Origin of the sequence: Duganella sacchari (genome assembly GCF_900143065.1) — a bacterium.
GTDB lineage: Bacteria > Pseudomonadota > Gammaproteobacteria > Burkholderiales > Burkholderiaceae_D > Rugamonas > Rugamonas sacchari.
Map to the genome: position 1 here is coordinate 146,833 of NZ_FRCX01000008.1, position 26,018 is coordinate 172,850.

At 63.9% G+C, this 26,018-nt stretch carries 22 protein-coding genes; 15 read left to right on the top strand and 7 right to left on the bottom strand.

The window, feature by feature from the left end; genetic code table 11:
• Window positions 1-36: 36 nt before the first annotated feature.
• Together BUA36_RS19215 and BUA36_RS19220 are read left to right on the top strand one after the other, a co-directional pair.
• Window positions 37-2,229, top strand: a complete 2,193-nt coding sequence (locus BUA36_RS19215; RefSeq protein WP_371851468.1) for a fimbria/pilus outer membrane usher protein — start codon at window positions 37-39, stop codon at window positions 2,227-2,229.
• Window positions 2,226-3,233 carry a Csu type fimbrial protein gene (locus BUA36_RS19220; RefSeq protein WP_072786933.1) on the top strand — a complete coding sequence of 336 codons (1,008 nt, stop codon included), beginning with the start codon at window positions 2,226-2,228 and terminating at the stop codon, window positions 3,231-3,233. The genes BUA36_RS19215 and BUA36_RS19220 overlap by 4 nt, the downstream gene beginning before the upstream one ends.
• 7 nt (window positions 3,234-3,240) lie before the next feature.
• Here BUA36_RS19220 and BUA36_RS19225 read toward each other — a convergent pair whose 3' ends face one another.
• Window positions 3,241-3,555, bottom strand: a complete 315-nt coding sequence (locus tag BUA36_RS19225) for a hypothetical protein (RefSeq protein ID WP_072786934.1) — start codon at window positions 3,553-3,555, stop codon at window positions 3,241-3,243.
• A gap of 462 nt (window positions 3,556-4,017) precedes the next feature.
• Between BUA36_RS19225 and BUA36_RS19230 the strand changes: the two genes are divergently transcribed.
• Window positions 4,018-4,515 (top strand): winged helix-turn-helix transcriptional regulator, encoded by a 498-nt coding sequence (locus BUA36_RS19230; protein WP_072786935.1) that lies wholly within the window; start codon window positions 4,018-4,020, stop codon window positions 4,513-4,515.
• 14 nt (window positions 4,516-4,529) lie between these two features.
• On the opposite strand, the gene BUA36_RS19235 is transcribed toward BUA36_RS19230, so the two are convergent.
• Genes BUA36_RS19235 through BUA36_RS19245 form a run of 3 tightly spaced genes read right to left on the bottom strand, consistent with a single transcriptional unit; the run spans window position 4,530 to window position 6,153 of the window.
• A complete protein-coding gene (locus BUA36_RS19235; protein ID WP_072786936.1) occupies window positions 4,530-5,300 on the bottom strand; it encodes an anti-sigma factor family protein in 771 nt (256 codons plus the stop codon).
• A complete protein-coding gene (locus BUA36_RS19240; RefSeq protein WP_072786937.1) occupies window positions 5,297-5,797 on the bottom strand; it encodes an RNA polymerase sigma factor in 501 nt (166 codons plus the stop codon). Before BUA36_RS19240 ends, BUA36_RS19235 begins: the two co-directional genes overlap by 4 nt.
• 2 nt (window positions 5,798-5,799) lie before the next feature.
• Window positions 5,800-6,153, bottom strand: a complete 354-nt coding sequence (locus BUA36_RS19245) for a COG4315 family predicted lipoprotein (protein ID WP_072786938.1) — start codon at window positions 6,151-6,153, stop codon at window positions 5,800-5,802.
• A gap of 324 nt (window positions 6,154-6,477) precedes the next feature.
• Here BUA36_RS19245 and BUA36_RS19250 point away from each other — a divergent pair, with 324 nt between their 5' ends.
• From BUA36_RS19250 to BUA36_RS19275, 6 genes are all read left to right on the top strand, one after another.
• On the top strand, window positions 6,478-9,315 hold the full coding sequence (locus tag BUA36_RS19250) for a diguanylate cyclase (RefSeq protein WP_072787078.1): 2,838 nt from the start codon (window positions 6,478-6,480) through the stop codon (window positions 9,313-9,315).
• Window positions 9,316-9,319: 4 nt separating this feature from the next.
• Window positions 9,320-9,877 carry a DNA-3-methyladenine glycosylase I gene (locus BUA36_RS19255; RefSeq protein WP_072786939.1) on the top strand — a complete coding sequence of 186 codons (558 nt, stop codon included), beginning with the start codon at window positions 9,320-9,322 and terminating at the stop codon, window positions 9,875-9,877.
• Complete coding sequence (mnmC1, locus tag BUA36_RS19260; RefSeq protein WP_307188240.1) at window positions 9,850-11,550, top strand: FAD-dependent 5-carboxymethylaminomethyl-2-thiouridine(34) oxidoreductase MnmC1; 1,701 nt, start codon at window positions 9,850-9,852, stop codon at window positions 11,548-11,550. Before BUA36_RS19255 ends, mnmC1 begins: the two co-directional genes overlap by 28 nt.
• A 102-nt stretch (window positions 11,551-11,652) precedes the next feature.
• The gene (locus BUA36_RS19265; protein WP_072786941.1) at window positions 11,653-12,375 is read left to right on the top strand and encodes a sensor histidine kinase; all 723 of its coding nucleotides are present in this window, start codon (window positions 11,653-11,655) and stop codon (window positions 12,373-12,375) included.
• Between the two features lie 17 nt (window positions 12,376-12,392).
• Window positions 12,393-14,111, top strand: coding sequence for a tetratricopeptide repeat-containing response regulator (locus BUA36_RS19270; protein ID WP_229255756.1), 1,719 nt, complete (start codon window positions 12,393-12,395; stop codon window positions 14,109-14,111).
• 124 nt (window positions 14,112-14,235) lie between these two features.
• On the top strand, window positions 14,236-14,451 hold the full coding sequence (locus BUA36_RS19275) for a hypothetical protein (protein ID WP_072786943.1): 216 nt from the start codon (window positions 14,236-14,238) through the stop codon (window positions 14,449-14,451).
• 6 nt (window positions 14,452-14,457) lie between these two features.
• Here the strand turns inward: BUA36_RS19275 and BUA36_RS19280 are convergent, their stop codons facing one another.
• Window positions 14,458-15,219, bottom strand: a complete 762-nt coding sequence (locus tag BUA36_RS19280) for a PhaM family polyhydroxyalkanoate granule multifunctional regulatory protein (protein ID WP_072786944.1) — start codon at window positions 15,217-15,219, stop codon at window positions 14,458-14,460.
• Between the two features lie 131 nt (window positions 15,220-15,350).
• On the opposite strand from BUA36_RS19280, the gene BUA36_RS19285 reads away from it, so the two are divergent.
• From BUA36_RS19285 to BUA36_RS19305, 5 genes are all read left to right on the top strand, one after another.
• Window positions 15,351-16,523: a DUF3108 domain-containing protein gene (locus BUA36_RS19285; RefSeq protein WP_072786945.1), complete on the top strand. Its 1,173-nt coding sequence runs from the start codon at window positions 15,351-15,353 to the stop codon at window positions 16,521-16,523.
• A complete protein-coding gene (locus BUA36_RS19290) occupies window positions 16,520-17,278 on the top strand; it encodes a DUF3108 domain-containing protein (protein ID WP_072786946.1) in 759 nt (252 codons plus the stop codon). Before BUA36_RS19285 ends, BUA36_RS19290 begins: the two co-directional genes overlap by 4 nt.
• Before the next feature lie 82 nt (window positions 17,279-17,360).
• On the top strand, window positions 17,361-18,707 hold the full coding sequence (locus BUA36_RS19295) for a hypothetical protein (protein WP_072786947.1): 1,347 nt from the start codon (window positions 17,361-17,363) through the stop codon (window positions 18,705-18,707).
• Window positions 18,700-19,467 (top strand): hypothetical protein, encoded by a 768-nt coding sequence (locus tag BUA36_RS19300; protein WP_072786948.1) that lies wholly within the window; start codon window positions 18,700-18,702, stop codon window positions 19,465-19,467. The genes BUA36_RS19295 and BUA36_RS19300 overlap by 8 nt, the downstream gene beginning before the upstream one ends.
• Window positions 19,468-19,470: 3 nt before the next feature.
• The gene (locus BUA36_RS19305) at window positions 19,471-22,308 is read left to right on the top strand and encodes an ATP-binding protein (RefSeq protein WP_072786949.1); all 2,838 of its coding nucleotides are present in this window, start codon (window positions 19,471-19,473) and stop codon (window positions 22,306-22,308) included.
• Here the strand turns inward: BUA36_RS19305 and BUA36_RS19310 are convergent.
• Both BUA36_RS19310 and BUA36_RS19315 read right to left on the bottom strand, forming a co-directional pair.
• Window positions 22,305-22,814, bottom strand: coding sequence for a hypothetical protein (locus tag BUA36_RS19310; RefSeq protein ID WP_072786950.1), 510 nt, complete (start codon window positions 22,812-22,814; stop codon window positions 22,305-22,307). The genes BUA36_RS19305 and BUA36_RS19310 overlap by 4 nt on opposite strands.
• An 86-nt stretch (window positions 22,815-22,900) precedes the next feature.
• A complete protein-coding gene (locus BUA36_RS19315; protein WP_072786951.1) occupies window positions 22,901-23,434 on the bottom strand; it encodes a CcdC protein domain-containing protein in 534 nt (177 codons plus the stop codon).
• A gap of 116 nt (window positions 23,435-23,550) precedes the next feature.
• On the opposite strand from BUA36_RS19315, the gene BUA36_RS19320 reads away from it, so the two are divergent.
• A complete protein-coding gene (locus BUA36_RS19320; RefSeq protein WP_072787079.1) occupies window positions 23,551-26,007 on the top strand; it encodes a S9 family peptidase in 2,457 nt (818 codons plus the stop codon).
• The last annotated feature ends 11 nt before the right edge of the window (window positions 26,008-26,018 follow it).

The following is a 26,018-nucleotide window of genomic DNA, read 5'->3' on the forward strand; positions in this document are numbered from 1 at the left end:
TCCCCGCCGCCGCAGGAAGAAGAGCTTTTTCTGGAGGTGATTTTGAACGGCGAAGCAACCGGCCTGATATTGCGTTTTACCCGAGGCAAGCCCTCGGGGCTGCGCAGCAGCGTGCAAAATCTGCGCGATCTGGAGCTGGACCCCAAGCTGTTCGCTGTGGATGGCCAGCAGGAGTTCGACCTCGATAGCGTCAAGGGCCTGAGCTACACCTATGATCCGGCCCGTCAGAGCATTGCGCTGCGCATCGATGATGCCTTGCGCGCACCGGTGGCGCTCTCCGGCCGTACCCAGCGCCGCGCCGGCGTGGCCACCGTGACCCCGGGCGCACTGCTGAATTACGATGCCTTCACCGTGTTCGGCAAGGACCGCAGCACTTCGGTGGCCAATGAGCTGCGCTACTTCAATAGCAGCGGCGTGCTGACCAGCACCGGCATCCTCAACTACAGCAGCCAGCTGCGCCAGTACATCCGGTTTGACACGGCCTGGGTGCATTCCGATCCGGAGACGCTGGAAACCTGGCAGGTGGGCGACCTGATTTCGTCCTCGCTCACGTGGACGCGTTCGCTGCGCATGGGCGGAGTGCAATGGAAGCGCAGCTTTGACCTGCGTCCTGACCTGCTGACCTTCCCGTCTGCTGCGCTCAGCGGTTCGGCGGTGGTGCCCAGCGCTGTCAGCCTGTATATCAATGGCGTGCGCCAGGTCGAGTCGTCGGTGCCGTCCGGCCCGTTCATCATCAACCAGGTAGCCGGCATCAATGGCGCCGGCCAGGCCACGCTGGTGACGCGCGATGCCAGCGGCCGCGCCATCAGCACCACCTTGCCGCTGTATGTCGATACCCGCATGCTGGCGGCAGGCCTGACCGACTACTCGGTGGAGCTGGGCGCGCTGCGCCGCCGCTACACCACGGCGTCGTTTGACTATGCGCAGACGCCCGCCGTGAGCGCATCGCTGCGCCGCGGCCTCAGCGACAGCTTCACGCTGGAAGCGCATGGCGAAGGCGGCAAGGGCGTGCTGAATGGCGGCGCCGGCATGCTGTGGCGGCTGGGGCAGGCGGGCGTGGTGAGCGCGTCGCTGGCGGGCAGCGGCGGTACCGGCCGCGGCGCACAGGCATCGCTGGGCTACCAATATCTGAGTCCGCGTTTTGGCGTGGACCTGCAAACGCAGCGGGCCAGTGTCAACTATAGCGATCTCGGCACAGCGGAAGGCTCGCCCGTGGTGCGCGCCAGCGACCGCATCAATGTCAACCTGTCGCTGTTTGGCGGCCAGGGGCTGGGCCTGAGCCTCATCAGCGTGCGGACGCCGCTGCAACCGCCGGCGCGGGTTGCGGCGCTGTCGTATTCGGCCACGCTGGGCATGGGCCTGTATTTCAGTGCCAGCGCCTTCCGTGACTTCCGCGACGAGAAATCGCGCGGCGTGTTCTTCAGCCTGAGCGGCACGTTTGGCGAACGCGTGTCGGCCACCGTGAGCCGCAGCCGCCAGCAGGATGTGCAGACCACCACCATGACACTGTCGCGCTCGGTCAGTTATGGCGGCGGTTTTGGCTGGGCGCTGCAATCGGTCAACAACAATGGCACGTCGCTGCGCCAGGCGCAGGGCACGTATCTGGGCAATTACGGCCAGGTCACGGCCTACACCCAGCAGACCGGCGGCCAGCGCACCACCTCCACCGATGTGGCCGGCGCACTGGTGTTCATGGATGGCGGCGTGCACGCGGCCCGCCAGGTCGGCGCCGGCTTTGCACTGGTGTCGACCGATGGCGTGGGCGGGGTGCCGGTGCTGCAGGAGAACCAGGTCATCGGCAAGACCAGCGGCAGCGGCTATCTGCTGGTGCCCAACCTGAACCCTTACCTGCAAAATCAGGTGAATATCGACACCTCCAGCCTGCCGCTGGATGCGCGCATCATTAGCAGCGGCCAGAGCGTGGTGCCGGCGCGCGCGTCCGGCGTGCTGGTGCGCTTCCCGGTCGAGAAGTATGCGGCGGCCAGCGTCATCCTGCAGGGCGCCGATGGCAAGCCGCTGGCGGCCGGCACCACGGTGCTGCACGTGGAAAGCGGCGAAAGCACGGTGGTGGGTTATGACGGCGTGGCGTTTATCGACCACCTGCAAGCGCTGAACCATGTGCGCCTGAATGTGGAAGGCAAGCCGTGCGTGATCGAGTTCCGCTACGACGCCGCCAACGCCGGCGCCTTGCCGACGCTGGGACCGTTCAGCTGCCAGGGAGTGCAATGATGCTGCGCCGCTGCCTGATCCTGCTGGGCCTGATGTTGACGCTGCTGGGCGGCCAGGCGCGCGCCGACAGCTGCGCGGTCACGCCAAGCGATTTCGTGTTCCCCAGCGTGAGTTCGATTTCCAGTACCGATGTGTTTGCGTCGGCCACCTTCAAGGTCACCTGCACCTGGACCGATTTCCTGGGCAGCCTGCTGACGCCGAATGTCACCGTGTGCCTGGTGCTGGGCGCGGGCAGCAACTCGTCCACCACGGTGACGGCGCCACGCCAGCTGGGCAATGGCGCAGTCAGGGTCAACTACAACATTTACACCGATGCCACCTATGCCGCCGGCAAAATCTGGGGCGGCTGGGCAGGCACCAGCACGGCGTCGACGCCGATTGTGTTCCAGATGGTCAAGAGCGGCGGCGTCGGCGCGCTATCGCAGAACATCCCGCTGTACGCCAAGCTCACGGCCGACTCCACCTTGTCCAGTACGGCGGTGGGGCCGACCGACTTGCAGGTGACCTCGGACTTCGGCACGGGCAGCGCGGTGCTGCAGTACCAGTTTTCACTGACCGGCGTGCTGGGCTGCCTGGTGCCGCAGACGGTGGTGATGCCGTTCCAGGTGCGCTCCACCGTCATCAACGATTGCAACATCAATATCGGCAATCTGGTGTTCCCGGATAGCAAGTTGCTGACGGGCGCCGTGACCTCCACCGCCAGCCTGAGCATCCGCTGCAGCCAGAACACGGCATACCGCATCGTGCTGTCGGCCGGCACCAATGGCGCCAGCGCGACCGCAAGGCTGATGAAGAACATCGGCGGGCCCGAGACGATTTCCTATCAGCTGTCCGACACGCTCAACGGCAGCAACTGGGGGGATGGCACGGGAGGCACAACGGTGGTGACGGGAACCGGGGACGGGACGACGGTGACGAAGACGCTGTACGGCAGGGTGCCGGTACAAAGTACGCCGTCGCCGGGAGACTACAAGGACACGATTACGGCGACCGTGCAGTTTTAAGCAGGCGTCAGAAGTAGATGGTCCATTCGCCGGCGGTTTCCTGGCGGACGGTGTTGGCTGCTTTGTCGCTGCTGGTAGCGGCCTGATTGGTGCTACGGGCCGTCAGGTACGGGCTTTTCAGCTGGCAGGCGACGGTAGGTGCGGTTTTGGTGTTGCTGTTGGTATTGGCGGCGGCGGTGGCGTTGTCCGGGGTCTGGACGGTGCAGGATTCCTTGACCTCAAACGTGACCTGCATGGAAGCGGACGCGCTTTTACCGGCAGCGTTGGCCAGCAGCGGCAAGGAGAACAGTACGACAGCGAGAGCTTTAGTAAAAGTTTTCATTTTCACACACGTTTTTGAGGTGCGCAGCAATCCGGTGATGGCTACGGAATCCGGTGCAGATCATCTGATTCCGGGGTTCCTGTTGGGTAGCCAGCAAGTCCGCGAAAGTTAATCTACAGGAAGAATTTTATCCTGCAGGAACATTCTCGCGAATATTCACATTTTACATAGAAATTTACGTGTGGAAACAACGTGATTTTTGGAGAGTTTTTGGTGTCGTTTTTTGACCTATGTTGGGAGCAAAAAAAGCGGCCCCGAAAGCAGGTTTTTCATAGGAGAAATGTCGAAAAATGCAGGCAAAAAAAGGAGACGGAATTGGAAGAGGAATATACACACATTGTCACAGTAGTTGCATCACCTAAAAAAGTCACACTTTCTTGCATCAAACATGCAAGTTACTTGGTCTGAAGGCGTCGCGACCTGACGCATTTTGTTGATAACCCTGCAACGAGGAGTAGCAAAATGAAACATACCGACTTCGGCAGCATGCCCTGCCCGATTGCCCGCAGCCTAGGTAAAGTTGGCGAGTGGTGGAGCATCCTGATCCTGCGCGATGCGTTTTACGGTCTGACCCGCTTTGACGAGTTTGAAAAAAGCCTCAAGATCGCCCCGAACATGCTGACCCGCCGCCTGGCGGGCCTGGTGGAGGGCGGCCTGATGGAACGGCGCCAGTACAGCGCCCGTCCGCCACGCTATGAATACGTGCTGACCAAGGCGGGGCGCGATTTCAAACCGGTGCTGCTGGCCTTTGTGGCCTGGGGCAACGATCACCTGGCGCCGGAAGGGGCCAGCCTGCTGGTGGTGAGCCGCGAAACCGGCAAGCCGGCCGATCAGGTGCTGGTGGATGCCAATAGCGGCCTGGCCATCAATGACGAGGACTATATGTTCGCGCCCGGCCCGGCGGCCACGGAGGGAATGCGCTCGCGCCTGATCCAGATCAAGCAGCCAGCGCGCGCCTGAGTCGTGTTAGCGCGTCATTCGCCCGACGGTTCCAGCTGGGCGTAGACGGCGTTGGCCAGCGTGGCCAGCGCCGCCTTGTCCAGGTTGCCGGACAGGGCATAGCCAAATTGGCCATCCAGCCAGTAAAACACGCTGACCTCGCCTTCCTGCGCAAAGCGGAAGGCGGTGTCGCGGTGCTGTTTCTGCTCGGTCGAGACGTACAGGGTGAGGCGCACACCGCCGCCATCCCGGTACATGAATTGCGCCACCGGGCCGCTCTGGCCAGGCAGCAGCCGACCACCTTCCAGCGTATAGCCTTGCGCCGTCAGTAGTGGCGGTTTCAGCTGCGCACCCAGACGTTTCGACAGCCATGCCACCAGATGCGCTTGCTGGTCGGCGCCAACCTCGACCGGATGGCGCACTTCCGGCGTGTACACCGCATGGGCCAGCGCCGCACGCGCCGGCAGCGCCAGCGCGGCTTGCTGCACGCGCTCGCCAGTTTGCGCCGCGCCATGCAGCCACCAGCCGGCGCCGCCGCCTGCCAGCGTCAGCGCCAGCATGGCGGCCATGCGCAGCGGCCAGTGCGGCAACTGTAGCGGGCGCCGTTGCAAGGCGCGCGGCACCGGCTCATCCAGTACCGGATTGAACAGTGCGCGCAGGCCGGCATTGTGCGCGCGGTAGGCTTGCAGGCGCGCGGCCTCGGCCGGATGCTGGCTCAGGTAGGCGTCCACTGCGGCGCGCCGTGCGGGCGGCAGCTGGCCATCGACCCAGGCGTGCAGTTCGGCTTCGGTTACGGGGGCATTCATTTGATCACCTTCAGCGGCGAGGGCAGCGGCTGGCCCTCCATCAGCAAGCGCAGCCGCTCACGGCCGCGCGACAGGCGCGACATCACCGTCCCGGCCGGGATCTGCAGCAGCGCCGCCACTTCGTCGTAGCTCAGCTCCTCCAGCGCGACCAGCAGCACGACTTCGCGCTGCTCGGGCGGCAGCAGGCGCAGCGCGCTGTCGAGGTCGCGCAGGGCGAGGCGGCCGGCGGCCGCGTCCGCCATGGGGATGTGCAATGTGTCGTCCAGCGGTTCGCAGGCAGGCGGCTGGCTGCGCAGGCGATCGATGTGCAGGTTGTGCATGATGCCGAACAGCCACGCGCGCATATCGCTGCCCTGGCGCCACGAGGAAAGCTTGTCCCAGCCGCGGGCCATGGTGTCCTGCACCAGGTCATCCGCATCGGCGGATGAGCCCAGCAGCGCCCGCGCGTAGCGGCGCAGGCGCGGGAGGCAGTCGAGCAGGCGCTGGCTGTCGTGCATGTCTAGTCTTTGACGACGTGCCAGATGTCCTTGAAATTGTCGCCGTTGCGGTCGCCCGGTTTGGCGTCTTTCTTGAACAGGTACAGCGGCTTGCCCTGGTAGGCCAGCTGTTTGCTGCCGTCGTCGCGCGTGATGACCGAGTACGGCGCCGTCACACTGGCGGATGGCGTGACTGCGGGCCAGTTGTCAATGCAGGGGCCGTTGCAGGCGCTCTTGCCGCTGCCGGCGGTGTCCTTGTCGAAGGTGTAGACGGTCAGGCCGGCGGCATTGACCAGGATGCCGTCCTTCTTCATGACGTCGTCGGCAAGTACACTGCCGGACAGCAGCACAGCGGTGAGGGCGATGGCAAGTTTCATGGTGTGTCTCCTTGTGTGGGTGAATGTGATTGCGTAAACGTCGGCTGCGGCTGCTTTATTCCATCCTCCCTGAAATTATTTTCATCTTACGCCTGGACGCCAGCCGGTGGCGCGCCGGCCACTTGTAAACCGTGCAAGGTTTAGTATCTGGCAAGCAATGAAAGTGTTGCCTTCATCAAAGTAATTTCCACGTGGAATTAAAAACGCTTTGATATCAGGCACTTAAAGTGGGCATGTAATACCGCCCGTAAACTGTGGAATAATGCTATAGCGGCGCAACGGCGCGCTGCAGCGACACAGCAGAGGAAACACAATTTGGTGGACATGTTTGCGCTCGACGAAGAGCTGGCGCAGTGGGATTCGGCATTGCCGGAAGTGCAAGGCTCGGAGCGGCTGGCATTAGGGATGGCGCTCGCCTGGCATTTACGCCAGCGTGATCCTGCTCGTGCCCAGCGCTTGTCGGCTGAGATCACGCCCCTGCTGGACACGCTTCCTTTCGCCGAAGCCGCCTTACATCGCGCGCGTCTGCTGCTGACCGCCGCCGAACCGGAATGGCTGCGCGGCGAACTCGATACCGCCCAATACCACGCCGAACAGGCGCTGGCGCTGTGCGACCAGGCCACGGCCGCCGCGCCCGCCGCAGTGGCCGCCTGCCGCGCCGATGCATGCTGGATACTGGCCTGGGTGTCGAATGACCGTGGCGCCAGCGCCGAGGGTGACCGCTGGCTGCGCCAGGCCGCCGCCGCCGCACGCGCAGCGGCCGATCCGGTGCGGATCGACGTGGTGGACGCCGCCTCCGGCATCTGCGATGCGTTTGGCGACTGGCAAACGGCGCAGCAGCGCTGGAATGGCCGCTTCGGCACCGATCTGATTGGCGCGCATCCGATCGCGGCCGGCTGGATCAGCGATTTCTTTGGCACCTGCGCCTTCCAGCGCAGCGAATACGGGCGCGCCATCGGCCATCTGATGCTGAGTTTTGAAACGGCGCTGGCGACGGGCCAGATCCGCCGCGCCATCATCGTCGCCACCAACATCGGCAATGGCTTCACCAGCCTGAATGCCCATGAAGCGGCGCTGGACTGGATGCAGCGCGGGCTGGATCTCGCGCGGCCCACCGGCTGGCCGCTCAGCATCGGCATGTGCCTGATGCAGACGGCGGAGACCTTGCGCCAGCTGGGCCAGCGCGACGCCGCGCAAAGCCTGCTGCGCGAGGCACTCAACACGCTGTCGCCGCTGTCCGGTTCGCGCGCGTACGCGGTGGCGCTGGAGTATCAGGGCGACCTGGCGCTGGACCTGGGCAACCACGCGGCGGCGCTCGACAGTTTTACCCGCCTGGCGGCGCGCGGCGATGCACTATGCCAGAATGATTTCCAGAGCAGCGCGCGGCGCGGACAGGCGCATGCGCTGTCGCACCTGTCGCGCGCCGATGAGGCGCTGGCCGCCGCACAAGCCGCGCTGGCGCTGGCACGCGACCATGGCGACGCCTCGGGCCAGATCGCGGCGCTGAATGTGCTGGCCGATATCCACACGCGCCACCAGCTGCCCGGCCCGGAGCTGATGATGGCGCCCAACCCGGTGCTGCATTACCTGCAGCTGGCGCTGGAAATCGCCGCCACCATCGAAGGCTATACCGTGCCTGGCTCGCTGCTGGATGCGGCGGCGCGCGAGTATGCGGCGACGGGCGACTACCAGCGCGCCTACAACATTGCGCTGCGCGCCAATGCCGCGCGCGACCAGACGCACAGCAAGGAAGCCACCAACCGCGCCATCGCCATGCAGGTGCAGTACCAGACCGAACGCGCGCAGACGGAGGGCGAGCATCACCGCCAGCTGGCCGCAGCGGAAGCGCAGCGCGCCGAAGTGCTGCAGCAGACCAGCGCAACGCTGGAGCACCTGAGCGCGATCGGTCAGGAAATCACTGCGCATCTGGATGCGGAGGCGGTATTCCGCGCGCTGGACCGCCATGTGCATGGCCTGCTGGATGCGACGCACTTTTCGATCTTCCTGCTTGATCCAGGCGGCGAAACGCTGACCTGCACCTTCGGCATTGAAGCGGGCAATCCGCTGCCGCCATTCCAGGTGCCGCTGGACACCTCGAGCGCCAATTCTGCCCGCTGCGTGCTGGAGCGGCGCGAGATCCTGATCGAGCTGGATGAAGAGGGCATGACGCCCAACCTGATCCCCGGTACGCTGCCGACACTGACCTTGCTGTTTGCGCCGCTGCGCGTGGGCGAGCGCGTGCTGGGTGCGATGACGGTGCAGTCGCTGCTGGCCAATTCGTATGGCGAACGCGAACGCCTGATCTTCCGCACGCTGTGCGCGTATGGCGCCATCGCGCTGGATAACGCCAGCGCCTACCGCCAGGTCGCGGCAACGCAGGAGCAGCTGCTGGAAAAGAATCTGGAGCTGGAGCAGGCCTACAAGGCGCTGGAAGAAGTCAGCCTGACCGACCAGCTGACCGGCCTGCGCAACCGCCGCTTCTTCCTGCAGAACGTGGATGTCGACGTGGCCATGAGTTTGCGTGGCTATGACACCAGCCTGCATCGCGAGCTCACGGAATGCGACCTGCAAGCGCCGAATGACCTGGTGTTCTTCATGGTCGACCTGGATCACTTCAAGGAAGTCAACGACCGTTACGGCCACGCGGCCGGCGATTCGATCCTGGTGCAGATGCAGGAGCGCCTGCGCGAGGTGTTCCGCGAATCCGATTACGTGATTCGCTGGGGCGGCGAAGAATTCCTGGTGCTGGCGCGCGCCACGCATCGCGATGAGGCGGCCGGCGTGGCAGAGCGTATGCGCCGCGCGGTGGCGGAGCGCGACTTCGTTCTGCCGGATGGCATGTCGCTGTCGAAAACCTGCTCGATCGGCTTTGCCTGCTTCCCGTTCCTGCCGGACCAGCCACGCCTGCTGTCATGGTCGCAAGTGGTGGAACTGGCCGACCAGGGCCTGTACATCGCCAAACGCTCCGGCCGCAATGCCTGGGCGGCCTTGTACAGCACCGCAGCGACCAGGGCGGAAGGCGTGTTCCCGCGCCTGATGCAGCAGCTGGACCAGGCGGTGGCTGATGGCGAAGTGCGGCTGGTCAGCAATCTCACAGGCCCGCTGGCGCTGGGCGGCGAGCGGCGCCGCATCGGTTTGTCCAGCGATCTCGAACTGGGTTGAACCGATGGAAAAAACACGCTGCCGCTGGGCCAATCCGGCCAATCCGCTGTATCTGGAATATCACGACACCGAATGGGGCGTGCCTTGCCACGATGAGCGCCGGTTGTTCGAGATGCTCAATCTCGAAGGCGCGCAGGCTGGCCTGAGCTGGGAGACCATCCTCAACAAACGCGAGAACTACCGTGCGGCGTTTGACCAGTGGGACGCAAAGAAGATCGCCGCCTATGGCCCGGAGAAGGTGGCTGAACTGCTGGCCAATCCCGGCATCGTGCGCAACCGGCTGAAGGTGGCGGCGGCGATCACCAATGCGCAGGCCTATCTGCGTCTGGTCGAAAGCGGCAGCAGCCTGGATAAGCTGATGTGGTCCTATGTGGGCGGCAAGCCGCTCGTGAACAAGGGACCGGTGCCGGCCAAGACCGAGCTGTCGGACCGGATTTCCAAGGATCTGGGCAAGCTGGGGTTCAAATTTGTCGGTTCGACGATCATCTACGCCTACATGCAGGGCACCGGCATGGTGAATGACCATGCGCCGGATTGCTTCTGCCGGAAAGCGCGCAAGTGATGATGCGGGTGGTGCTCGACACGGAACTCAGTGGCGAGCGTTTTGCGAAAGCGTGCGCGCAAGGCGGGCGTTTGCATTACATCGCGGTGGCGCCATCGCTGGCACCTGCTGCGGATATCGATGATCCCCGTTTGCGTGCAGCCTGGCCGCTGAATCTGCCGGGCTTCCATCGCGTGATCCTGGGTGACGACGTCACGCTGGATTTGCTGGTTGGCGCACTGGATGCCGTGCTGCCGCAAGTGACCGCGCGCGTCAACGAATTCCATCTCGGTGCAGCCGTGGCGCCAGCAATGGCGCGCACCCTGGCGAAGCTTGCCGTGCAAGGCGCGGTGCTGCACACGCGCGCCGCCAGCGAGGCGCAGGTATGGGCGCTGACAGCAGCGGGCTTCGTGTGCCGGCTGGCCGCCGGCGACGACCGTGCAGAACCCGATGTCGTGGCGGAGTACCGCAGCTATAAGCCGCAGCCTGCCGCTTTGCTGGCGCCGGTGCGGCGTGCGATCGTGATTGGCGCTGGCGTGGCCGGCTCCTCGGCCGCCCACCGCCTGTGTGCGCGCGGCTGGCAGGTCACGCTGATCGAGCGCCACGCGCAGCCGGCGCAGGAAGCATCCGGCAACCTGGCGGGCATCTTCATGCCGCTGCTGTCCAAGGACGACAACATCCCGACACGCCTGAGCCGCGCCGCCTACCTGTTCGCGTTGCGCGAGTGGCGCCGCATGGGCGGCGCCGGCAAGGTGTTTGATGGCGCCGACTGCGGCGTGCTGCAACTGGCGCGCGATGCGAAACACGCGGTGGTGCAGCAGGAAGTGCTGGCGCAGTGGGACTATCCGCAGGAATATGCACGCTGGGCCGACGCACAGGAAGCCAGCGCATTGATCGGCGCGGAAACGCCGCACGGCGGCTGGCTATTCGGGCAGGGCGGTTGGGCGCGGCCAGCATCGCTGTGCGAGGCCATGCTGGCGGCATGCGGCGACCGTCTGCAACGCGTGTTCTGCACCGAAGCGCTGCAGCTGGAGCGCGTGAGCGATGAATGGCATGTGCGCGGCGAAGACGGCCAGCTGATAGCGCAGGCGCCGACCGTCATCCTGGCCTGCGGCGCCAGCGCGGGCAAGCTCGAACAGGCCTCCGAACTGCCGCTGTCCAAACTGCGCGGCCAGGTGACGCATCTGCCGGTGGATGCCAGTGCCACGCCACCCATGCTGCCGCTGGTGGTCTGCCGCGAGGCCTATGTAACGCCGCCGTCGAACGGCATCGTCTGCGCCGGCGCCACCTACGACAACGACGACGATCCCCAGCTGCGTGCCAGCAGCCAGCTGGAAAACCTCACCCGGCTGGCGGAAATCATCCCCGGCGATGATGTCGCTGCGCTGGCGCACAGCGCACCGCTGGCGGGCCGCGTCGGCTTCCGCTGCGCCGCGCCGGACCGCCTGCCATTGGCGGGTGCGCTGCCGGATTACCCCAACGCCGGCCGCCTCGAATTCCTGGCCGACGTGCCGCGCCACAACGGCCTGCACTGCTTGCTGGGCTACGCCTCCCGCGGCCTGATCTGGGCGCCGCTGATGGCGGAACTGCTGGTCTGCCAGCTGGAACACGCGCCGCTGCCGCTGGAGGCCGCGCTGGTCGATGCGCTGGACCCTGGCCGTTTCCTGCTCAAACAACGCCGCCGCGCGCAATAACGCTGTTGCGCGGCCCGCACAGCTGATAGCTGGCGGTGTCATAGTCAGCAGGCTATAATCGGTCACTGAACAACTATCCCGCGCTGTCCATGGAGAATCGCAATGGATGACCAAGAAGCGCAGCAGCACGAAGGCTCACCGGAGCTGTTCATGTTCCTGGCGTCGACTGTGCATGACATGAAAAACTCGATCAGCGTGCTGAGTGGCACGCTGGAGAACCTGCTCGCCGCCCATCAGAGCACCAGCGCCCCTGAATACAGCCAGATGGCGCACATGCTGTACCAGACCAAGCGCCTCAACGATAACCTGATCCAGCTGCTGGCGCTGTACAAGGACGTCGGCAAGCCTGGTTACCCCTTCGATCCGGCGCCGCGCAGCGTGCGCGAGCTGGTGGAACAGGTAGAAGGGCAGGCACGCATGCTGCTGCAATCGCGCGGCGTGACGCTGGATATCGACTATCCGCTACACGCCATCTGGTCCCTCGACGAAGACCTCGTGATCGGTGTGCTGGTCCACGCCATCAACAACGCCATCCGCTACACGCGCGACCGCGTCCGCATGGCGATCACGATTGATGGCGACTACCTTGAGGTGCGCGTCGAGGACAATGGCCTGGGCTTCCCCAATTCGCTGCTGGAGGCGGGCGTCAATGCCATGGATCCGCAACGCTCGCGCATCAACTTCCTCAACAATAGCAGCGGCCTTGGCCTGTACTTCTCCAGTGAAGTCGCCAAGATGCACAAGCATCGCCAGCGCAGCGGCAGCATCGCGCTGGAAAACGGCGGCACGCTGGGAGGCGGCTGCTTTATCCTGCGGTTGCCGTAACGATGAGCGTGGACGTCATGAGCTCCTCACACTCGGCTGAAGGCGGTATCGACTGGGGCGAAAAGCGCTACCTGATCATTGACGATTTCGTCGGTATCCGCCAGCTGCTGCGCGAGTCGCTGCGCAATCTCGGCGCCAAGCATATCGACCAGGCGTCCAGTGGTGGCGAGGCCATGGTGCTGCTGTCGAAAACCCGTTACGACGTGGTGCTGTGCGATTACAACCTGGGTGATGGCAAGAACGGCCAGCAGGTACTGGAGGAGGCGCGCATGCGCAACCTCATATTGCCGTCCAGCGTGTGGCTCATGGTGTCGGCCGAAAAAAGCGTGGAGTCGGTGATGGGGGCGGCCGAGCATCAGCCGGATGCCTACATCATCAAGCCGATTACCGAAGGCGTGCTGTTGACGCGCCTGAACCGCGTATGGGTCAAGAAGCAGATTTTCAGTGAGATCGACCAGGCCTTTGCCGACAAGGACTACCTGCGCGCGGCCAAGCTGTGCGAAGCGCAGATCGCCCACAATCCGCTGCATGCGATCGACCTGCAGCGCATGAAAGCCACGCTGCTTCTGAAGAGCGGCGATCCCGAACAGGCCGGCCAGGTGTATGAGCAGGTGCTGCAGGACCGCGAATACAACTGGGCGCGCTGCGGCCTCGGTAAAATCCGCATGGCCAACGGCGACCTGGAAGCCGCGCGCATGATGTTCCAGGCGGTGATTACCGATAACCGTTTCTACATCGATGCGTTCGACCAGCTGGCGGAATCGTTCCAGCAGCAGGGCAAAACGGAAGAGGCCTTCGACGTGCTGCAAAAAGCGGCCAAGCTGTCGCCCAATTCCGTGCCGCGCCAGCGCGCGCTGGGCCAGACCGCGCTCAAGCTGGGCAATATCCCGGTGGCGGAAAAGGCCTTCCGCAAATGCATCGAGATCGGCGAGTTCTCGGTGCGCAAAACCGTTGACGCCTATCTTGGCCTGGCGCGCGTGTGCGGCCAGAAGAACGACACCAAGGAAGCCATCCGCCTGCTGAATGCCGCCGTCCACCAGTTCGGCGGCGACCAGGTCACGCTGCGCGCCAAGATCACCGAAGGCCTGGTGTATCACGAGAGCGGCGACTTCCGCCGTGCGCGCAAGTCCGGCGATGAGCTGGAGGCCATGCTGGCCGATGAAGGCCGCCAGCGTCCCGACACTGAAACCTGCCTGGACATGGCGACGCTGCTGTTTGCGGTCGGCGTCAAGGATGCGCCGGTGAACCTGCTGTGCTACGTCACCCGCAACAACCACGACAACGCGCCGCTGCTGGACGATGTGCAGAAGATCTTCGACCGGGCGCGCATGGGCGAGGAGGGCATAGAGCTCATCAAGAATGCGCGGCAGGAAGCCGCCGAAATGATGAACAAGGGCGTACTGCTGTGGAAGACGGGCAAACTCGCCCAGGCGGTGGAGTGGATGCGCGTGGCGCGCAAGGCGCTGCCGCACAATATGCGTATCCTGTTCAACTCCGCGCAAATCCTGATCTCGCATTTGCAGAACAACGGTTACGAGCGCGGTCTGGCCGATGAAGCCATCGGGGTGCTGATGCACGTTGACGCCATCGCACCGGGACAGCAGCGCTTTGCACAGCTCATGGAGCAACTGGCCTTGCTGGCGCCTGTTTCGGGTGTGGTGGCCGCTGCGGCCGCCAGCGAATACGAGGCGGAAAACGGCCCCGTCCCCGAGAGCACGCGCTGGACCGGCAACTAAACTGACGGCGCCACGCAACAGCGCGCTTGTTTCAGCTTCGCCAAATGATTACACTGATTTGTGGCGCAGCCCTGTCTGCGCTTGATTCGCTGTCAATATTGAGGGCAAATAAAGGGCACAAAATATGCGCGATATCGCCATGGAAGTGTATAAAAAAATGAAGGTCGGCGGCGTCGCCTGGATACGGCCAGTCTCCGCCAAAGGTGACACCCTGGACAGTTTTCAGGCCGCCCACGACAGCGCCAGGCTGCTCGAACAGGAGGGCCTGATCGATATCGAGAAAGTGCAGCGTCAGGCCGACGGCCTGATTGACGCCATCCGCATCCAGCGGCTGGCGTAATTCCCGTTACGGTTTATCGGACGCTGGCTTGGCCGGTTTGGCGGCAGGCTTTTTCGCCGCCGGTTTTTTCGCGGCCGGCCTGGTTGCTGCCGGTTTGACCGCCGCTGGCGTTGAAGCGGCTGGCGATGCTGCGGGCGCTGCGCCGGCAGCAGACTTGCTCGCAGCCTGCTGCGCGCTGGCGGCTGCTGCGGCGAATTTGACGGCTGCATCGGTCATCATCGATTCGGACGCCATGGCGGTCGACACGGCCTGCTTGAACTGCTCCTGCAGCAGGTTCCACCAGGCGTTGGGCTGGCTGCCAATGGTGCCAGTGCCAGTACCTGTGCCCGCAGCGGTTTTCGGCGCTTCCGGCTCAGGTGCGGCTTTGGCTGGCGGCTCCGGCGCTTTCGGCGCGGTGGCCTGCTCCTTGTCCGCTTCGCGTGCATGGTGGAAGAAGGCCGAAGCATATGGATTGGCGTCGAAAATCGACTTGTCGTTGACGCCCGTGTTGACCGCCGAGGCCAGGCTGGCGCCCACGGACTTCAGTGTGGCAATGGTGTCGCGCTGGACTTCCAGCGCCTGTATGCTCCCGCGCAGCATGCTCATATTCAGATTGAGCCAGCTCTCGACCGCTTTGAGGTCGTTGATTTTCTTGTCCAGTTCTTCGACCGACAGGGTCGGCGCCGTCAGGCCCGGTACGCCCATGCTGCCCCACAGGTTTTTTACGAAGTCCAGCGTGTCGTTCATTACTCCAGCGCCGGGGATATTCGGCATTTGCGGATGCGGCATGAGACTCTCCTGTCAGGTGGGCGTTTTTAGCGCGTTTAGCGTAGCAGATATTTGTACGCCCTTCAAAAGTTTTTGACAACATTTCTATGTCCGTAAAGCCGAGATGGGCGATCCCGTTTAAACTAGCGGCCATGACGATTGCTTCTTTCCTTGCCCGGCATCGGCGTGTGCTGGTTTTGTGTGCCGCCACGCTGGCGTTGCACTATGCCGCCATCGACTGGGTGGGCGGAAGCTTGCGTGCGCAAACGCACAGACCATCGGCGTTGGCGCCGTCTCTGATGACAGCGCAGTTGCGGCTGGCCTTGCCCAAGCGTGTGGCGATGCCACCGGCACCGGAAGTGCAGCCGCTGGCGGCAGCGCCCAAGCCCATCGCCAGGCCGAAGCCGACAGCGCGCGAACCGGTGGTGGCGCCGGTCAGCGCGGACACCGGCGCGGCAACCGCGCAAGCGGCGGCGGATGCGGCTTCGGTCGTTGCTGCGGCAGGCGACATCGCCCTCAGTGCGCCGGCAGCGGCAGGTGGCGAACAGGCCGGCGCGGCACAGGCACAGACCGGTACGCCGCCGCCTGCGGTAGCGCAGGGCGAAACGCCGGCCGCCGCAGTGCCGCAGGCCGCGCCGCGCCAGGGCATGCGCCGCTACAAGGTCAACCTGCCGCCATCGGCCGTGTTTGAGATGTCGGTCGACCGGGTCGATGCCGACGGCACCAAATGGACGGGGGCTGCCACCATGACATGGCATACTGACGGCAGCCGCTATCGCGCCTCGGTGGAGGCGGGTATCAGCCTGCTGATCACGCGCATCAACCTGCTGGTGCTGCGCAGCGAAGGCGAAATCGATGACTATGGCATCGCCCCGCTCACGGCCACGGAAAAGCGCGCGCGCCGCCCTGAAACCGCAACCCACTTTAACCGCGACACCGGCACCATCAGCTTTTCCGCGTCGGAGCGCAGTTTCCCGCTGCTGGTGGGGGCGCAGGACAAAGCCACGGTGCCGTTCCAGCTAGGCGGCATCGGCCGGGCCGATGTCAACCAGTTTGGCAGCGACATCGATATACAGGTGGGCGAGGAAAAGGAAGCCACCGTGTTCCGCTTCCAGCTGGTAGGCGAAGAGGAAATCGAGACGAAGATGGGCAAGCTGGTGACCTGGCATCTGAGCCGGCCGCCGAAGCCGGGCACGTATTCGTCCACATTGGATATCTGGCTGGCGCCGGGCATGAACTGGTACCCGGTGCAGATCCGTAACACCGAAGCGAGCGGCGCGCTGACCACGCAAACCGTCTCCACTATGAAGATGACAGACAAATGAAGAAAATGACCACCTTGTGCGCCGGCTTGCTGCTGGCGTTTTCCACCTGCACCGTGCACGCGGCCGAAGCGGCCAATGGCGAACACCCGAGCAGCAAGCGTCCGACCAGTGCACCGCCATCGGCTGACCTGAGCTACAGCCTGAAAATCAAGCAAAGCGGCCTGTCGCTGAACGGCACCGCCACCGTGCAGTGGCGCGCGGGCGATGGCAAATATTCCATCGCCACCGAAAGCCGCGCCGCCATTTTCGGCAAGGTGGTGGAAAACCGCAGCGAAGGTGCGATCGACGACTTCGGCCTGGCGCCAGCCAGCTTCTACGAGAAGCGCCTGCGCAAGGATCCGTACACCACCAGCTTCAAGCGCGCCGAGAAGACCATTGCATTTACTGAAAGCGACGTCACCTATCCGATACTGGGGGGCGAACAGGATCGCAGCAGCGCCCAGTGGCAGCTGGCCGCGATGGCGCGCGCCACGCCGGACAAGTTCAAGCCGGGCAGCGAATGGCATCTGTTCGTGGCGGGCCGCCGCGACGCCGAGCAGTGGAGCTTCAAGGTGCTCAAGAACGAGACCGTGCAAATCGGCTCGGGCGAGGTCAATACCGTCCACCTGGTCAAGGCGCCGCCGCCGGATGCGCAGGGCCAGCAGGTGGACCTGTGGCTGGCGCCATCGATGGACTGGTACCCGGTGCGCGTGCGCTTTAACGACAATGACGGCGACTTCGTCGACCAGACACTGGAAAAGGTCGTGAAGAAGTAGCCGCCTGCTATACTGACGCCCCCCGCGATAATCAGAATTGTTTGCAAAAAATGCAATGGCGGGGACCACAGAATGGCAAAGAATGATTGAACCTATAACAAGTGACGCAGTGCCAGACAGCCTGCAAGCCCACTTCCAGCCGCATATTTCCGCCGATGAGATCGAGCAGGTCTACCACCTGAAACGCGCGCAGCCGCTGCTGCAGGTGTTCACCGCCCTGTTCCACGGCGGCTTTGACGGTGTGCTGGTGCGCTTGCTGGTACTGCGTGAACTGGCTGGCGACACCAGTTCGACCAGTTTCTCGCGCGCGGACATCAATACCCGCCTGGGCTACCTGCTGCCGGAATCGCTGGAGACGGTGCTGATGCGCCTGCGCACCAACCAGCTGCTGGCCTGGGATGCGCAGCAGGCCGTGTACCGCATCACGCCGATGGCGCGCAATGTGCTGTCGGCCATCGACGCGCTGCTGGCCCTGGGCAAGGAAGAAGACGACAACGCCGAAATGGGCTTCCTGCTGTCGCAGGTGGCTGGCGCCCAGGTCATGGGCGGCGTCACGGTCGATCAGCTGCATCACCTGCTGGGCCGCCTGGTGGAACTGACCGAAGAATTCTCCGATGCGATTGCGTCCGGGTCGGAATTCCGCCTGCGCGCCTCGCAGGCCAAGTGGCATATGGCGTGCGACTGGGTGGAGAAGGGCTCGGAAATCCTGCGCGCCATCACCACCGACGAAAACGCCGACAGCGCCACCCACAAGGCTGCGCAGGCCATCGGCCGCGCCCAGTCGGCGCTGCTGAACATGCAGGGCATGTTCTCGCGCGCCCTGAACCAGATCGAGCGCCAGCGTGTGCACCTGGGCCAGTCCGGCCTGTCCACCACGGACATCAAGCGCTGGCTGCTGGAGCACGAAGACCTGGCCTCGCTGGCCATGGACGCCATCGACAAGCCGGTCGTGCCGCTGTTCATGACGCCGGCAGAAATGATAGACGTAGCAGAAACCGAATTAATGGCCGACCGCATAAACACCACTGTATCCAATGGCCTGCCGGCCGGCACCGATGCGCCGACCACCGTCAGCGACGGCCCTGCCATGCAGCAGGAACTGGACGACTGGCTGGCGCGCCTGTCCGACTTCGCCACGCTGGGCAACTTCCCGGCTGCCGCGGACGAAGCGCCGAAATCCATCCAGGCGCACGAGTCGCTGCTGCCGGCATCGTTTGCCGTGGCGTCGTACCGCGCCTCGCTGCTGCCGCTGCTGGGCGATGCCGATGAAGCGCGCCTGCAGGGCGCCACCGCCCAGCTGGCGCGCCTGCCGGTGACGTTCTCGCCGCAAGATGAAATGGTCAAGCTGCCCGACCTCGAAGTCGCAGCCATGTCCCTAGCCTCCCTTACACTGTCTTTGAATCCGGAAGGCGACAAGTCTGATGAATGATGATGCACAAATCCTGATCGCGCGCCTGCTGTCGCACCAGACGCTGCGCCGTGACGATAAACTGGTCAAGCGCGTGCTGTCGGACGAACAGTTCCGCACTGAAGTCGATGCACGCCTGCTGGCGGTTGGTCTCAAGCTGCTGGACAACGTCTATGCCGACCACGTTACGCTGGCCCTGCACCGCAATATCGAGCCGAAGATTTTCGGCGCCAAGGACGTCTGGCAAAACAATAACTTCGGCCTGTCGCGTGATGGCGTGGCGCTGCTGGTGGTGCTGTGGGCGCAGATCATCCTGCCCAAGCGCGAACGCCAGGAAACCCACCAGCACGCGGAAGACAACCAGAACGATATGTTCGGCGTCGAGAAGCCGCTGCCGCGCGCGGAAGACACGTCCATCGGCATCGCCTACAAGGCGCTGCTGGCCGACTTTGGCGACAAGCTGGGCAAGAAGACCCGTCTGGACATGAACCTCGGCATCCTGTCCAAGCTGGGCTTCATCGAGCGCCGCGGCGATGTCGTCGTCGAAGGCCCGCTGCTGGACCTGCTGATGGATACCGACTTGCTGAAAGAGCGCATCGTCAATGGCGCGCTGGCCGACGTCTTCAAACGTTCGCCGCCGACCATCGTCGCGGTGCCGCGCAGCGAGCCGCCGATTGCGGTCGATGTCGTCGCCATCGACGAAGAAGAAATCCTGCCTGCCTTCGACATACCACCGCCGCCACCGGCGCCGATCGAAGACGACACTCCAGCCAAGGACTAAGCCATGTTTCACATTAAATCGCTAGAACTGGTCCACTGGGATTACTGGCAACGCATCAAGAATATCCCGCTGGACGCCAAGATCATCACCATCGCGGGCCAGAACGGTTCCGGCAAGACCACCTTGCTGGACGCGCTGCGCACCCTGTTTGGTCTGGACTGCTCGATGGGCCGTACCTACAAACACTATGCGCGCCACAGCGGCCAGCAAACCGCCTGGCTGCGCGCCGTGGTGGACAACAAGCCGATGGGCCGCCAGCTGTCCAACCGCCCGTTCCGCAGCTCCGGCTTCTTCAGCGATGACGAAGTCACGCTGTTCTGCCAGATCCAGAAAAACGGCGGCGACTGGAAACGCCAGTACCTTATGCGTCCGGGTAATGTGCAGATCGAAGACATCGGCGAGGCTGGCAACGACTGGCTGGGCGTCGAGAACTACCGCAAGCGCCTGGCCAATGCCGGCCTGTCGCCGGCGATGGCCAAAGTGCTGGCGCTGGAGCAGGGCGAAACCGACAAGCTGTGCGAATACGCGCCGCGCCAGTTGCTGGACCTGGTGTTCCAGGTGTTCGGCGACAAGGAAGTGCTGGATGCGTACGACGAAGCCAAGCGCCACCAGCGCGACACCGAAACGGAACTGAAACGCTTTGAAGCGGAGCTGGAAGCCTCCAGGACCAATCTGGAAGGTCTGCGCCTGCGCGTGGCCAACTACCACCAGTGGGAAGACCTGAACAAGGAACGCCGCAACCTGCAGGAAGAAGTGCTGCCGTCGCTGGAGTACCACGAGGTACGCGAGAAGAACAGCAACTTGAGCCGCCAGCTGCGCGAAGCGCGCAAGCCGCTGATGCAGGCCGACGCGCAACTGGCCGACAAGCGTTCGATGCTGGCCAGCCAGGCCAAGGCGCTGTCGGACGCGCAAAGCCATGAGACGGTGCTGGAGCAGGAACTGACCTCGCTGCAAACCCGCCTCACGCACGTCAACACCAAACTCAAGCCGCTGGAAAGCCTGCTGGAACAGAAAGCCCGCCTGGAAAAACTGGCGGCCGATTCCGGCGCCGACCTGGCGGAAGTAGCGAAGACGCTGCAGGAAAAGGAAATCGAACTGGCGCGCCAGCGCACCGCGCGCGACGCCATCTCGGCCAAGATTGCCGGCGAGCTGTCGACCATCTCCGCGCTGCAGGGCAAGACCGCGATGCCGGAACCGGAAGCGCAGCGCAGCATGCGCAAGGTGCTGAACGATGCCGGCATCGGCCATGTCATGTTGTCGGATGTGGTTGAAGTGACCGATCCGAAATGGCAGGGCGCGGTGGAAGGCGTGCTGTCGGGTTACGCATCGGTAGTGCTGCTGGATAAATCGTCCGATGCCGCTGCTGCCTACCGCCTGGCGGAAAAGGAGCGCTATCGCCACTTCATCGTACCGGACCTGGTGCACGCACCGACCATCAAAGACAACTCGCTGATGTCGGTGGTGAACTTCTCGGCCAAAGTGCCTGCATGGCTGGTCGAACAGCTGTCGCGCATCACCCGCGTGGACAGCGTGGATGTGGGCGCAAAGCTGGGCAGCCACGAAGAGTGGATCACGCCGGAAGCCTATCACCGTGAACGCCGTGGTGGCCGCTCGCTGTTTGTGGAAGTTTCGCGCTACCGCTTCGGTTCCGCCGGCCGCACCCAGCGGATGGAAGCGATCCAGAAATCGCTGCCGGCGCTGGAAGCGCAGGAAGACCAGCTGACGCTGCAAGTGTCCAAGCTGGCGACGGAAATCAGCTCGCTGAAAACCCGTCTGGCCGGCGTCGATGCGGCCAAGGAGCTGGCAGCGCGCTCGGAGGAATTCGCCGATGCCGCCAGCAATGCCGTGCCGCTGCGCGCGGAGCGCACCGAAGTCGGTGCACGCCTGGGCGAGCTGCAAAACCTCATCAAGAATGCCGTGGTCACCCGCACCCGCGCCGACACCACCTGGCAGAACGCGCGCTTCGCGCTGTCGGAAGCGGAAGCCGGCATGCGTCTGAATCACAAGCGCGCGCTGGAACAGCGTAGCGAGCACGCCAAGACGCTGCTGGCGCTGCGCAAGAGCTGGCGCCATCTGCCGCAGGCCTGGCGCCGTGTGGCACGCCGTGCCGCGCTGGTGAAAGAGCATCAGAACGCGCACCAGGTCAATCTGCGTATCCACAGCCTGGAAACCAGCCTGGCGCGTAGCGACTGGGAGCTCGATGCGACCGTGATCGACCAGTACCAGCGCCTGAACGACCAGCTGCACTCGCGCCAGTCGGAAACCGAAGAGCGCCGCTACCAGAACAACCGCGCCATCGAAGCGACCGGCAATGCCCGTGGCGCCTACATGGAGCGTCTGCGCTACACCATCAAGACCTACGCGGCCAACATCAAGGAGCTGGGCCAGCTGGCCGGCATCGAGGTGAGCACCGATCCGGTCCGCCTGGAAAACGACGACGTGCAGCTGGCGCAAGCGGGCCTGCACGTGCGCTTCAAGTTCGACGGCAAGGGTGTGATCGGCATGAACGACGGTGAAGCGTCGGGCGGCCAGCAGGTGATGAAATCGCTGGTGCTGCTGATTGGTCTGCTGAAGTCGGAAGAAGGTTCCGGCGGCTTTGTGTTCATCGACGAACCGTTTGCCCACCTGGATATCCGTAACATCCAGCTGGTCGGCGAGTTCCTCAAGAACACCGACGCCCAGTACCTGATGACGACGCCGCTGACCCACAACACCGACGTCTACGATCCTTCGGAACTGACGCTCATCACGAGCAAAAAGAAGAAGGACACGCAGTGGGCGCAGCCGATCTTCGTGCTGCAGCGCCGCCAGCAGCAGGAAGCGGCAGCGAAGGCGGCCTAACCCGCCAGCAGCTGATCCAGTTGCTGCACCAGCAGGGCCGCGGTATCGCGGCCCTTTGCTTTGGTGACGCCTTCCAGATAGGGCGCGCGCAACAGGCGCAGTTCGTCCACCGAACCCGCTTTCTCGACCTTGAGTTGCAAGGTGAAACCGCGCAGGCCCATGGTGCTCTTGATGGTCTTGTTATAGAAGTTGTACACCGACTGGAATTGCTGCACCTGGTCGAGCGCGATCGTGGACGGTGGTGGCAGCGGCAGAGGTAACGGCAGCGGATCAGGTTCCGGCAGCGACGCGTAGCTGGTCGCCAGTACGATGTAGTCTTGCGCCAGCAGTTCCTGCAAGGCGCTGTGGTTCAGGCCCAGTCCCGCCACATTGCGCAGCAGTTCTTCCTCGGACCGGTGGCCATCGACGAGCACCAGCAGGGTACGCAAGCGCGACGCAAGCTGGTACTTGCGGGTGGCGATTTCTTCCCTGCCTTTGGTGGTCTTGTCGTAGATGGACGTCTTCATAGCAGTGCAATCTTGTTGCCTTGCGGATAGATTCAGCATACCACCAAATCCACCGCACACAGCAGCTTACAAGATAGCACTGTGGCTTATTTGATGTCGAAAATATCAACCGGGCGCGGCACCGGTTTTTGGCTGCGCCGCCACTGCACCAGCAGCCCGGCATACACGCCGTAGAAGCCGCCCAGCAGGCCAAACAGCCAGGACGAAATCGGGTTGCCGAGGAAGTCCGGGTCCAGCGGCAGGCCGTTATGCATATGCAGATACGCTTCGAACAAACGGTAGATCAGGCGGCTGATGAACAGCATGCAGACCAGCAGCGCGAGCTTGCGGTTCTGTGTGTAGAAGAAGCCTTCCGGCCGGTTTTCCAGGCGGCTCAGTTTCATATTGCGCTGGCCCAGCAGGCCACCCACCACGGCGCCGGCCAGCAGCGCCGCCAGCGCGGTCCAGTTACCCAGAACCTGTACCGTCACCGCCAGCAGCATCACCACCATTACCGCCAGCGTGGCGTAGTGGCGCCACAGTTCGGACCTGGTGCGGCCCAGTACGATCTTGAGACGCGAGTAAATACGCCATACCGCCAGCGGCACGAGCAGCAGCAGTACCAGTGTGGTCATTTCCATAATCTGTCCAGTGCGGAATCGTCAAAACCGTGATTGTACGGCACGGATTGACAATCAAGGCTAGCATGAGCAAACTGAACTGCAGCAGCCCCTGCTTCTGGACCGAAAGGACATCCATGAACAAACCATTATCTGTGCTGCCCCTGAATTTAGGCCTGATGGCCGCCTCGCCGCAAGCCGGCGCCCAGCAGGGCGGCTACCGCCTGCCGCCCGCGGCGCTGCAAGACATCGTCGATGCCGCGCGCGCACCGGCGCTGAGTCTGAGCCCGCAACGCAATCTCGTCGCCGTGATTCAAACCCCGCCGCTACCCGGCATCGCCGAAGTGGCGCAGCCGGAGCTGAAACTGGCCGGCTTGCGCATCAACCCGCGCACCTGTTCTTCTTCCCGCTTTTCGTTTGGTACGGACCTGGCCTTGCTGGATGTGGCCACGCGCAAGGAAAGCCGCATACGTGGCCTGCCGCGCAGCTTGCGCCTGTCGGACCTGAGCTGGTCGCCGGACCAGCGCTATCTGGCTTTTTCGCACGTGGCCTTGCAGGGCGAGCACGGCGCGGTCGAGCTGTGGGTGGTCGATATCGAAGAACGCAAGGCGCGCAAGCTGTCGCCGCAGCCTTTGTCTACCGTGCTCACGCGCGGCTTCAACTGGCTGCCGGACAGCAGCGCACTGCTGGTGCACTGGCGGCCCGCCGGGATCGGCAAGCCGCCCGCTTCGAGCGGCGTGCCGTTTGGTCCGATCGAGCAGGACAGCACTTCCGACGGCCATGTGCGCCAGCTGCGCACCTACCAGGATCTGTTGAAGAATGAAGACGACGCGCGTCTGTTCGAGTACTACATCACGGTGCAGATGGCGCTCGTCGATGTGCACGGAAAAACGCGGCTGGTGGGCGCACCGGGACCGTTCTCGCGCACCTCGATCGCGCCGAGCGGGGAATATATTCTGACGCAGAGCATGACCCGGCCGTATTCGTACATCGTGCCGGTATCGAGCTTTGGCGAGCGGCTGGAGGTGCGCGACATGCACGGCGAGGTTGTGCACACCGTCGCCAATCTGCCGCTGGAAGAAGGTCTGCCGCCGGGGAACGATGCCGTGTCCGAAGGCGTGCGCCACGTGGCCTGGCGCGCGGACGCGCCGGCCAGCCTGGCGTGGGCGGAGGCCCAGGATGGCGGCGATCCCGCGCGCGAGGTGATTGATGGCATCCGCGATCTGGTGATGCTGCATGCGGCGCCGTTCCGCGAACCGCCGCTGGTGCTGGCGCGCCTGACCATGCGCTACGCGGGCATTGCCTGGGGCCGTGATGATGTCGCGCTGATTAACGAACGGTGGCACAAGACGCGCGACTACAAGCAGTGGATGATCGCACCAGGCCATTTGTCACGGCCGCCGGAACTGATCCACGCCGGTTCTTACGAGGACCGCTATAACAGCCCCGGCTCGCCGGTGCTGCGCGCTGACCTGAATGGCTTCCCGCGTCTGCTGATCGGCCCAGGCACCACGGTGCTGCTGGATGGCGCGGGCGCCACGCCGGAGGGCGACCGTCCCTTCATCGACCGTCTGAGCCTGACCACCAGGCAGAAAGAGCGGCTGTTCCAGAGCGCCGCGCCGTATTTTGAAAACGTCGCGGCCATCCTCAGCGACGATGGTACGCTGCTGCTTACCACGCGCGAGTCGCCGACCGAGCGGCCCAACTACTATCTGCGCGATCTGAACAAGCCGGAAGGCGAGCAGCTCACGGCGCTGACGCACTATCCGCATCCGACGCCGCAGCTGCGTGATGTGTACAAGGAGCAGATCCGCTATCGGCGCGCGGACGGCGTGGAACTGACAGCGACGCTGATGCTGCCACCCGGTTACGACGCCGCCCGCGATGGTCCGCTGCCGATGCTGATGTGGGCCTATCCGCAGGAATTCAAATCCGTCGGCGCGGCCAGCCAGAACACCGGTTCACCTTACCGCTTCAATGCGGTCAGCTACTGGGGACCGGCGGCGTTCCTGGCGATGGGCTATGCGGTGCTGGACAATCCCTCCTTCCCGATTGTGGGCACTGGCGATGATGAGCCCAATGATACCTATTTGCCGCAGCTGGTGGCATCGGCGGAGGCGGCGGTGGAGGAGGTGGTGCGGCGCGGTGTCGCCGACCGCCACCGCATCGCGATAGGCGGCCATTCGTATGGTGCGTTCATGACCGGCAACCTGCTGGCGCATACGCGCCTGTTCCGCGCCGGGATCGCGCGCAGCGGCGCCTACAACCGCACGCTGACGCCATTTGGCTTCCAGTCCGAAGAGCGGCCGTACTGGCAGGCGCCGGCGGTGTACCAGGCCATGTCGCCGTTTAATAACGCCGACAAGATCAAGGACGCGATGCTGCTGATCCATGGCGCGGAAGACAGCAACTCCGGCACCTTTCCCTTGCAGAGCGAGCGCATGTTCCAGGCCATCAAGGGCCTGGGCGGCACGGCGCGGCTGGTGATGCTGCCGAATGAATCCCATGCCTACCGGGCGCGGGAATCCATCATGCACATGCTGTACGAAACCAATGCCTGGCTGGAGAAGTACGTGCGCCACGCATCGGCGTAAAATGGGGCGCA

Bases quoted from the DNA above. Each gene is read 5' to 3' on its own strand.
- BUA36_RS19255 (WP_072786939.1), top strand. From the start codon at position 9,320: ATGGAAAAAACACGCTGCCGCTGGGCCAATCCGGCCAATCCGCTGTAT.
- BUA36_RS19310 (WP_072786950.1), bottom strand. From the start codon at position 22,814: ATGAAGACGTCCATCTACGACAAGACCACCAAAGGCAGGGAAGAAATC.
- BUA36_RS19220 (WP_072786933.1), top strand. From the start codon at position 2,226: ATGATGCTGCGCCGCTGCCTGATCCTGCTGGGCCTGATGTTGACGCTG.
- BUA36_RS19275 (WP_072786943.1), top strand. From the start codon at position 14,236: ATGCGCGATATCGCCATGGAAGTGTATAAAAAAATGAAGGTCGGCGGC.
- BUA36_RS19265 (WP_072786941.1), top strand. From the start codon at position 11,653: ATGGATGACCAAGAAGCGCAGCAGCACGAAGGCTCACCGGAGCTGTTC.
- BUA36_RS19305 (WP_072786949.1), top strand. From the start codon at position 19,471: ATGTTTCACATTAAATCGCTAGAACTGGTCCACTGGGATTACTGGCAA.
- BUA36_RS19280 (WP_072786944.1), bottom strand. From the start codon at position 15,219: ATGCCGCATCCGCAAATGCCGAATATCCCCGGCGCTGGAGTAATGAAC.
- BUA36_RS19240 (WP_072786937.1), bottom strand. From the start codon at position 5,797: ATGCACGACAGCCAGCGCCTGCTCGACTGCCTCCCGCGCCTGCGCCGC.
- BUA36_RS19295 (WP_072786947.1), top strand. From the start codon at position 17,361: ATGATTGAACCTATAACAAGTGACGCAGTGCCAGACAGCCTGCAAGCC.
- BUA36_RS19245 (WP_072786938.1), bottom strand. From the start codon at position 6,153: ATGAAACTTGCCATCGCCCTCACCGCTGTGCTGCTGTCCGGCAGTGTA.
- BUA36_RS19285 (WP_072786945.1), top strand. From the start codon at position 15,351: ATGACGATTGCTTCTTTCCTTGCCCGGCATCGGCGTGTGCTGGTTTTG.
- BUA36_RS19320 (WP_072787079.1), top strand. From the start codon at position 23,551: ATGAACAAACCATTATCTGTGCTGCCCCTGAATTTAGGCCTGATGGCC.
- BUA36_RS19315 (WP_072786951.1), bottom strand. From the start codon at position 23,434: ATGGAAATGACCACACTGGTACTGCTGCTGCTCGTGCCGCTGGCGGTA.
- BUA36_RS19290 (WP_072786946.1), top strand. From the start codon at position 16,520: ATGAAGAAAATGACCACCTTGTGCGCCGGCTTGCTGCTGGCGTTTTCC.
- BUA36_RS19230 (WP_072786935.1), top strand. From the start codon at position 4,018: ATGAAACATACCGACTTCGGCAGCATGCCCTGCCCGATTGCCCGCAGC.
- BUA36_RS19250 (WP_072787078.1), top strand. From the start codon at position 6,478: ATGTTTGCGCTCGACGAAGAGCTGGCGCAGTGGGATTCGGCATTGCCG.
- BUA36_RS19270 (WP_229255756.1), top strand. From the start codon at position 12,393: ATGAGCTCCTCACACTCGGCTGAAGGCGGTATCGACTGGGGCGAAAAG.
- BUA36_RS19225 (WP_072786934.1), bottom strand. From the start codon at position 3,555: ATGAAAACTTTTACTAAAGCTCTCGCTGTCGTACTGTTCTCCTTGCCG.
- BUA36_RS19235 (WP_072786936.1), bottom strand. From the start codon at position 5,300: ATGAATGCCCCCGTAACCGAAGCCGAACTGCACGCCTGGGTCGATGGC.
- BUA36_RS19300 (WP_072786948.1), top strand. From the start codon at position 18,700: ATGAATGATGATGCACAAATCCTGATCGCGCGCCTGCTGTCGCACCAG.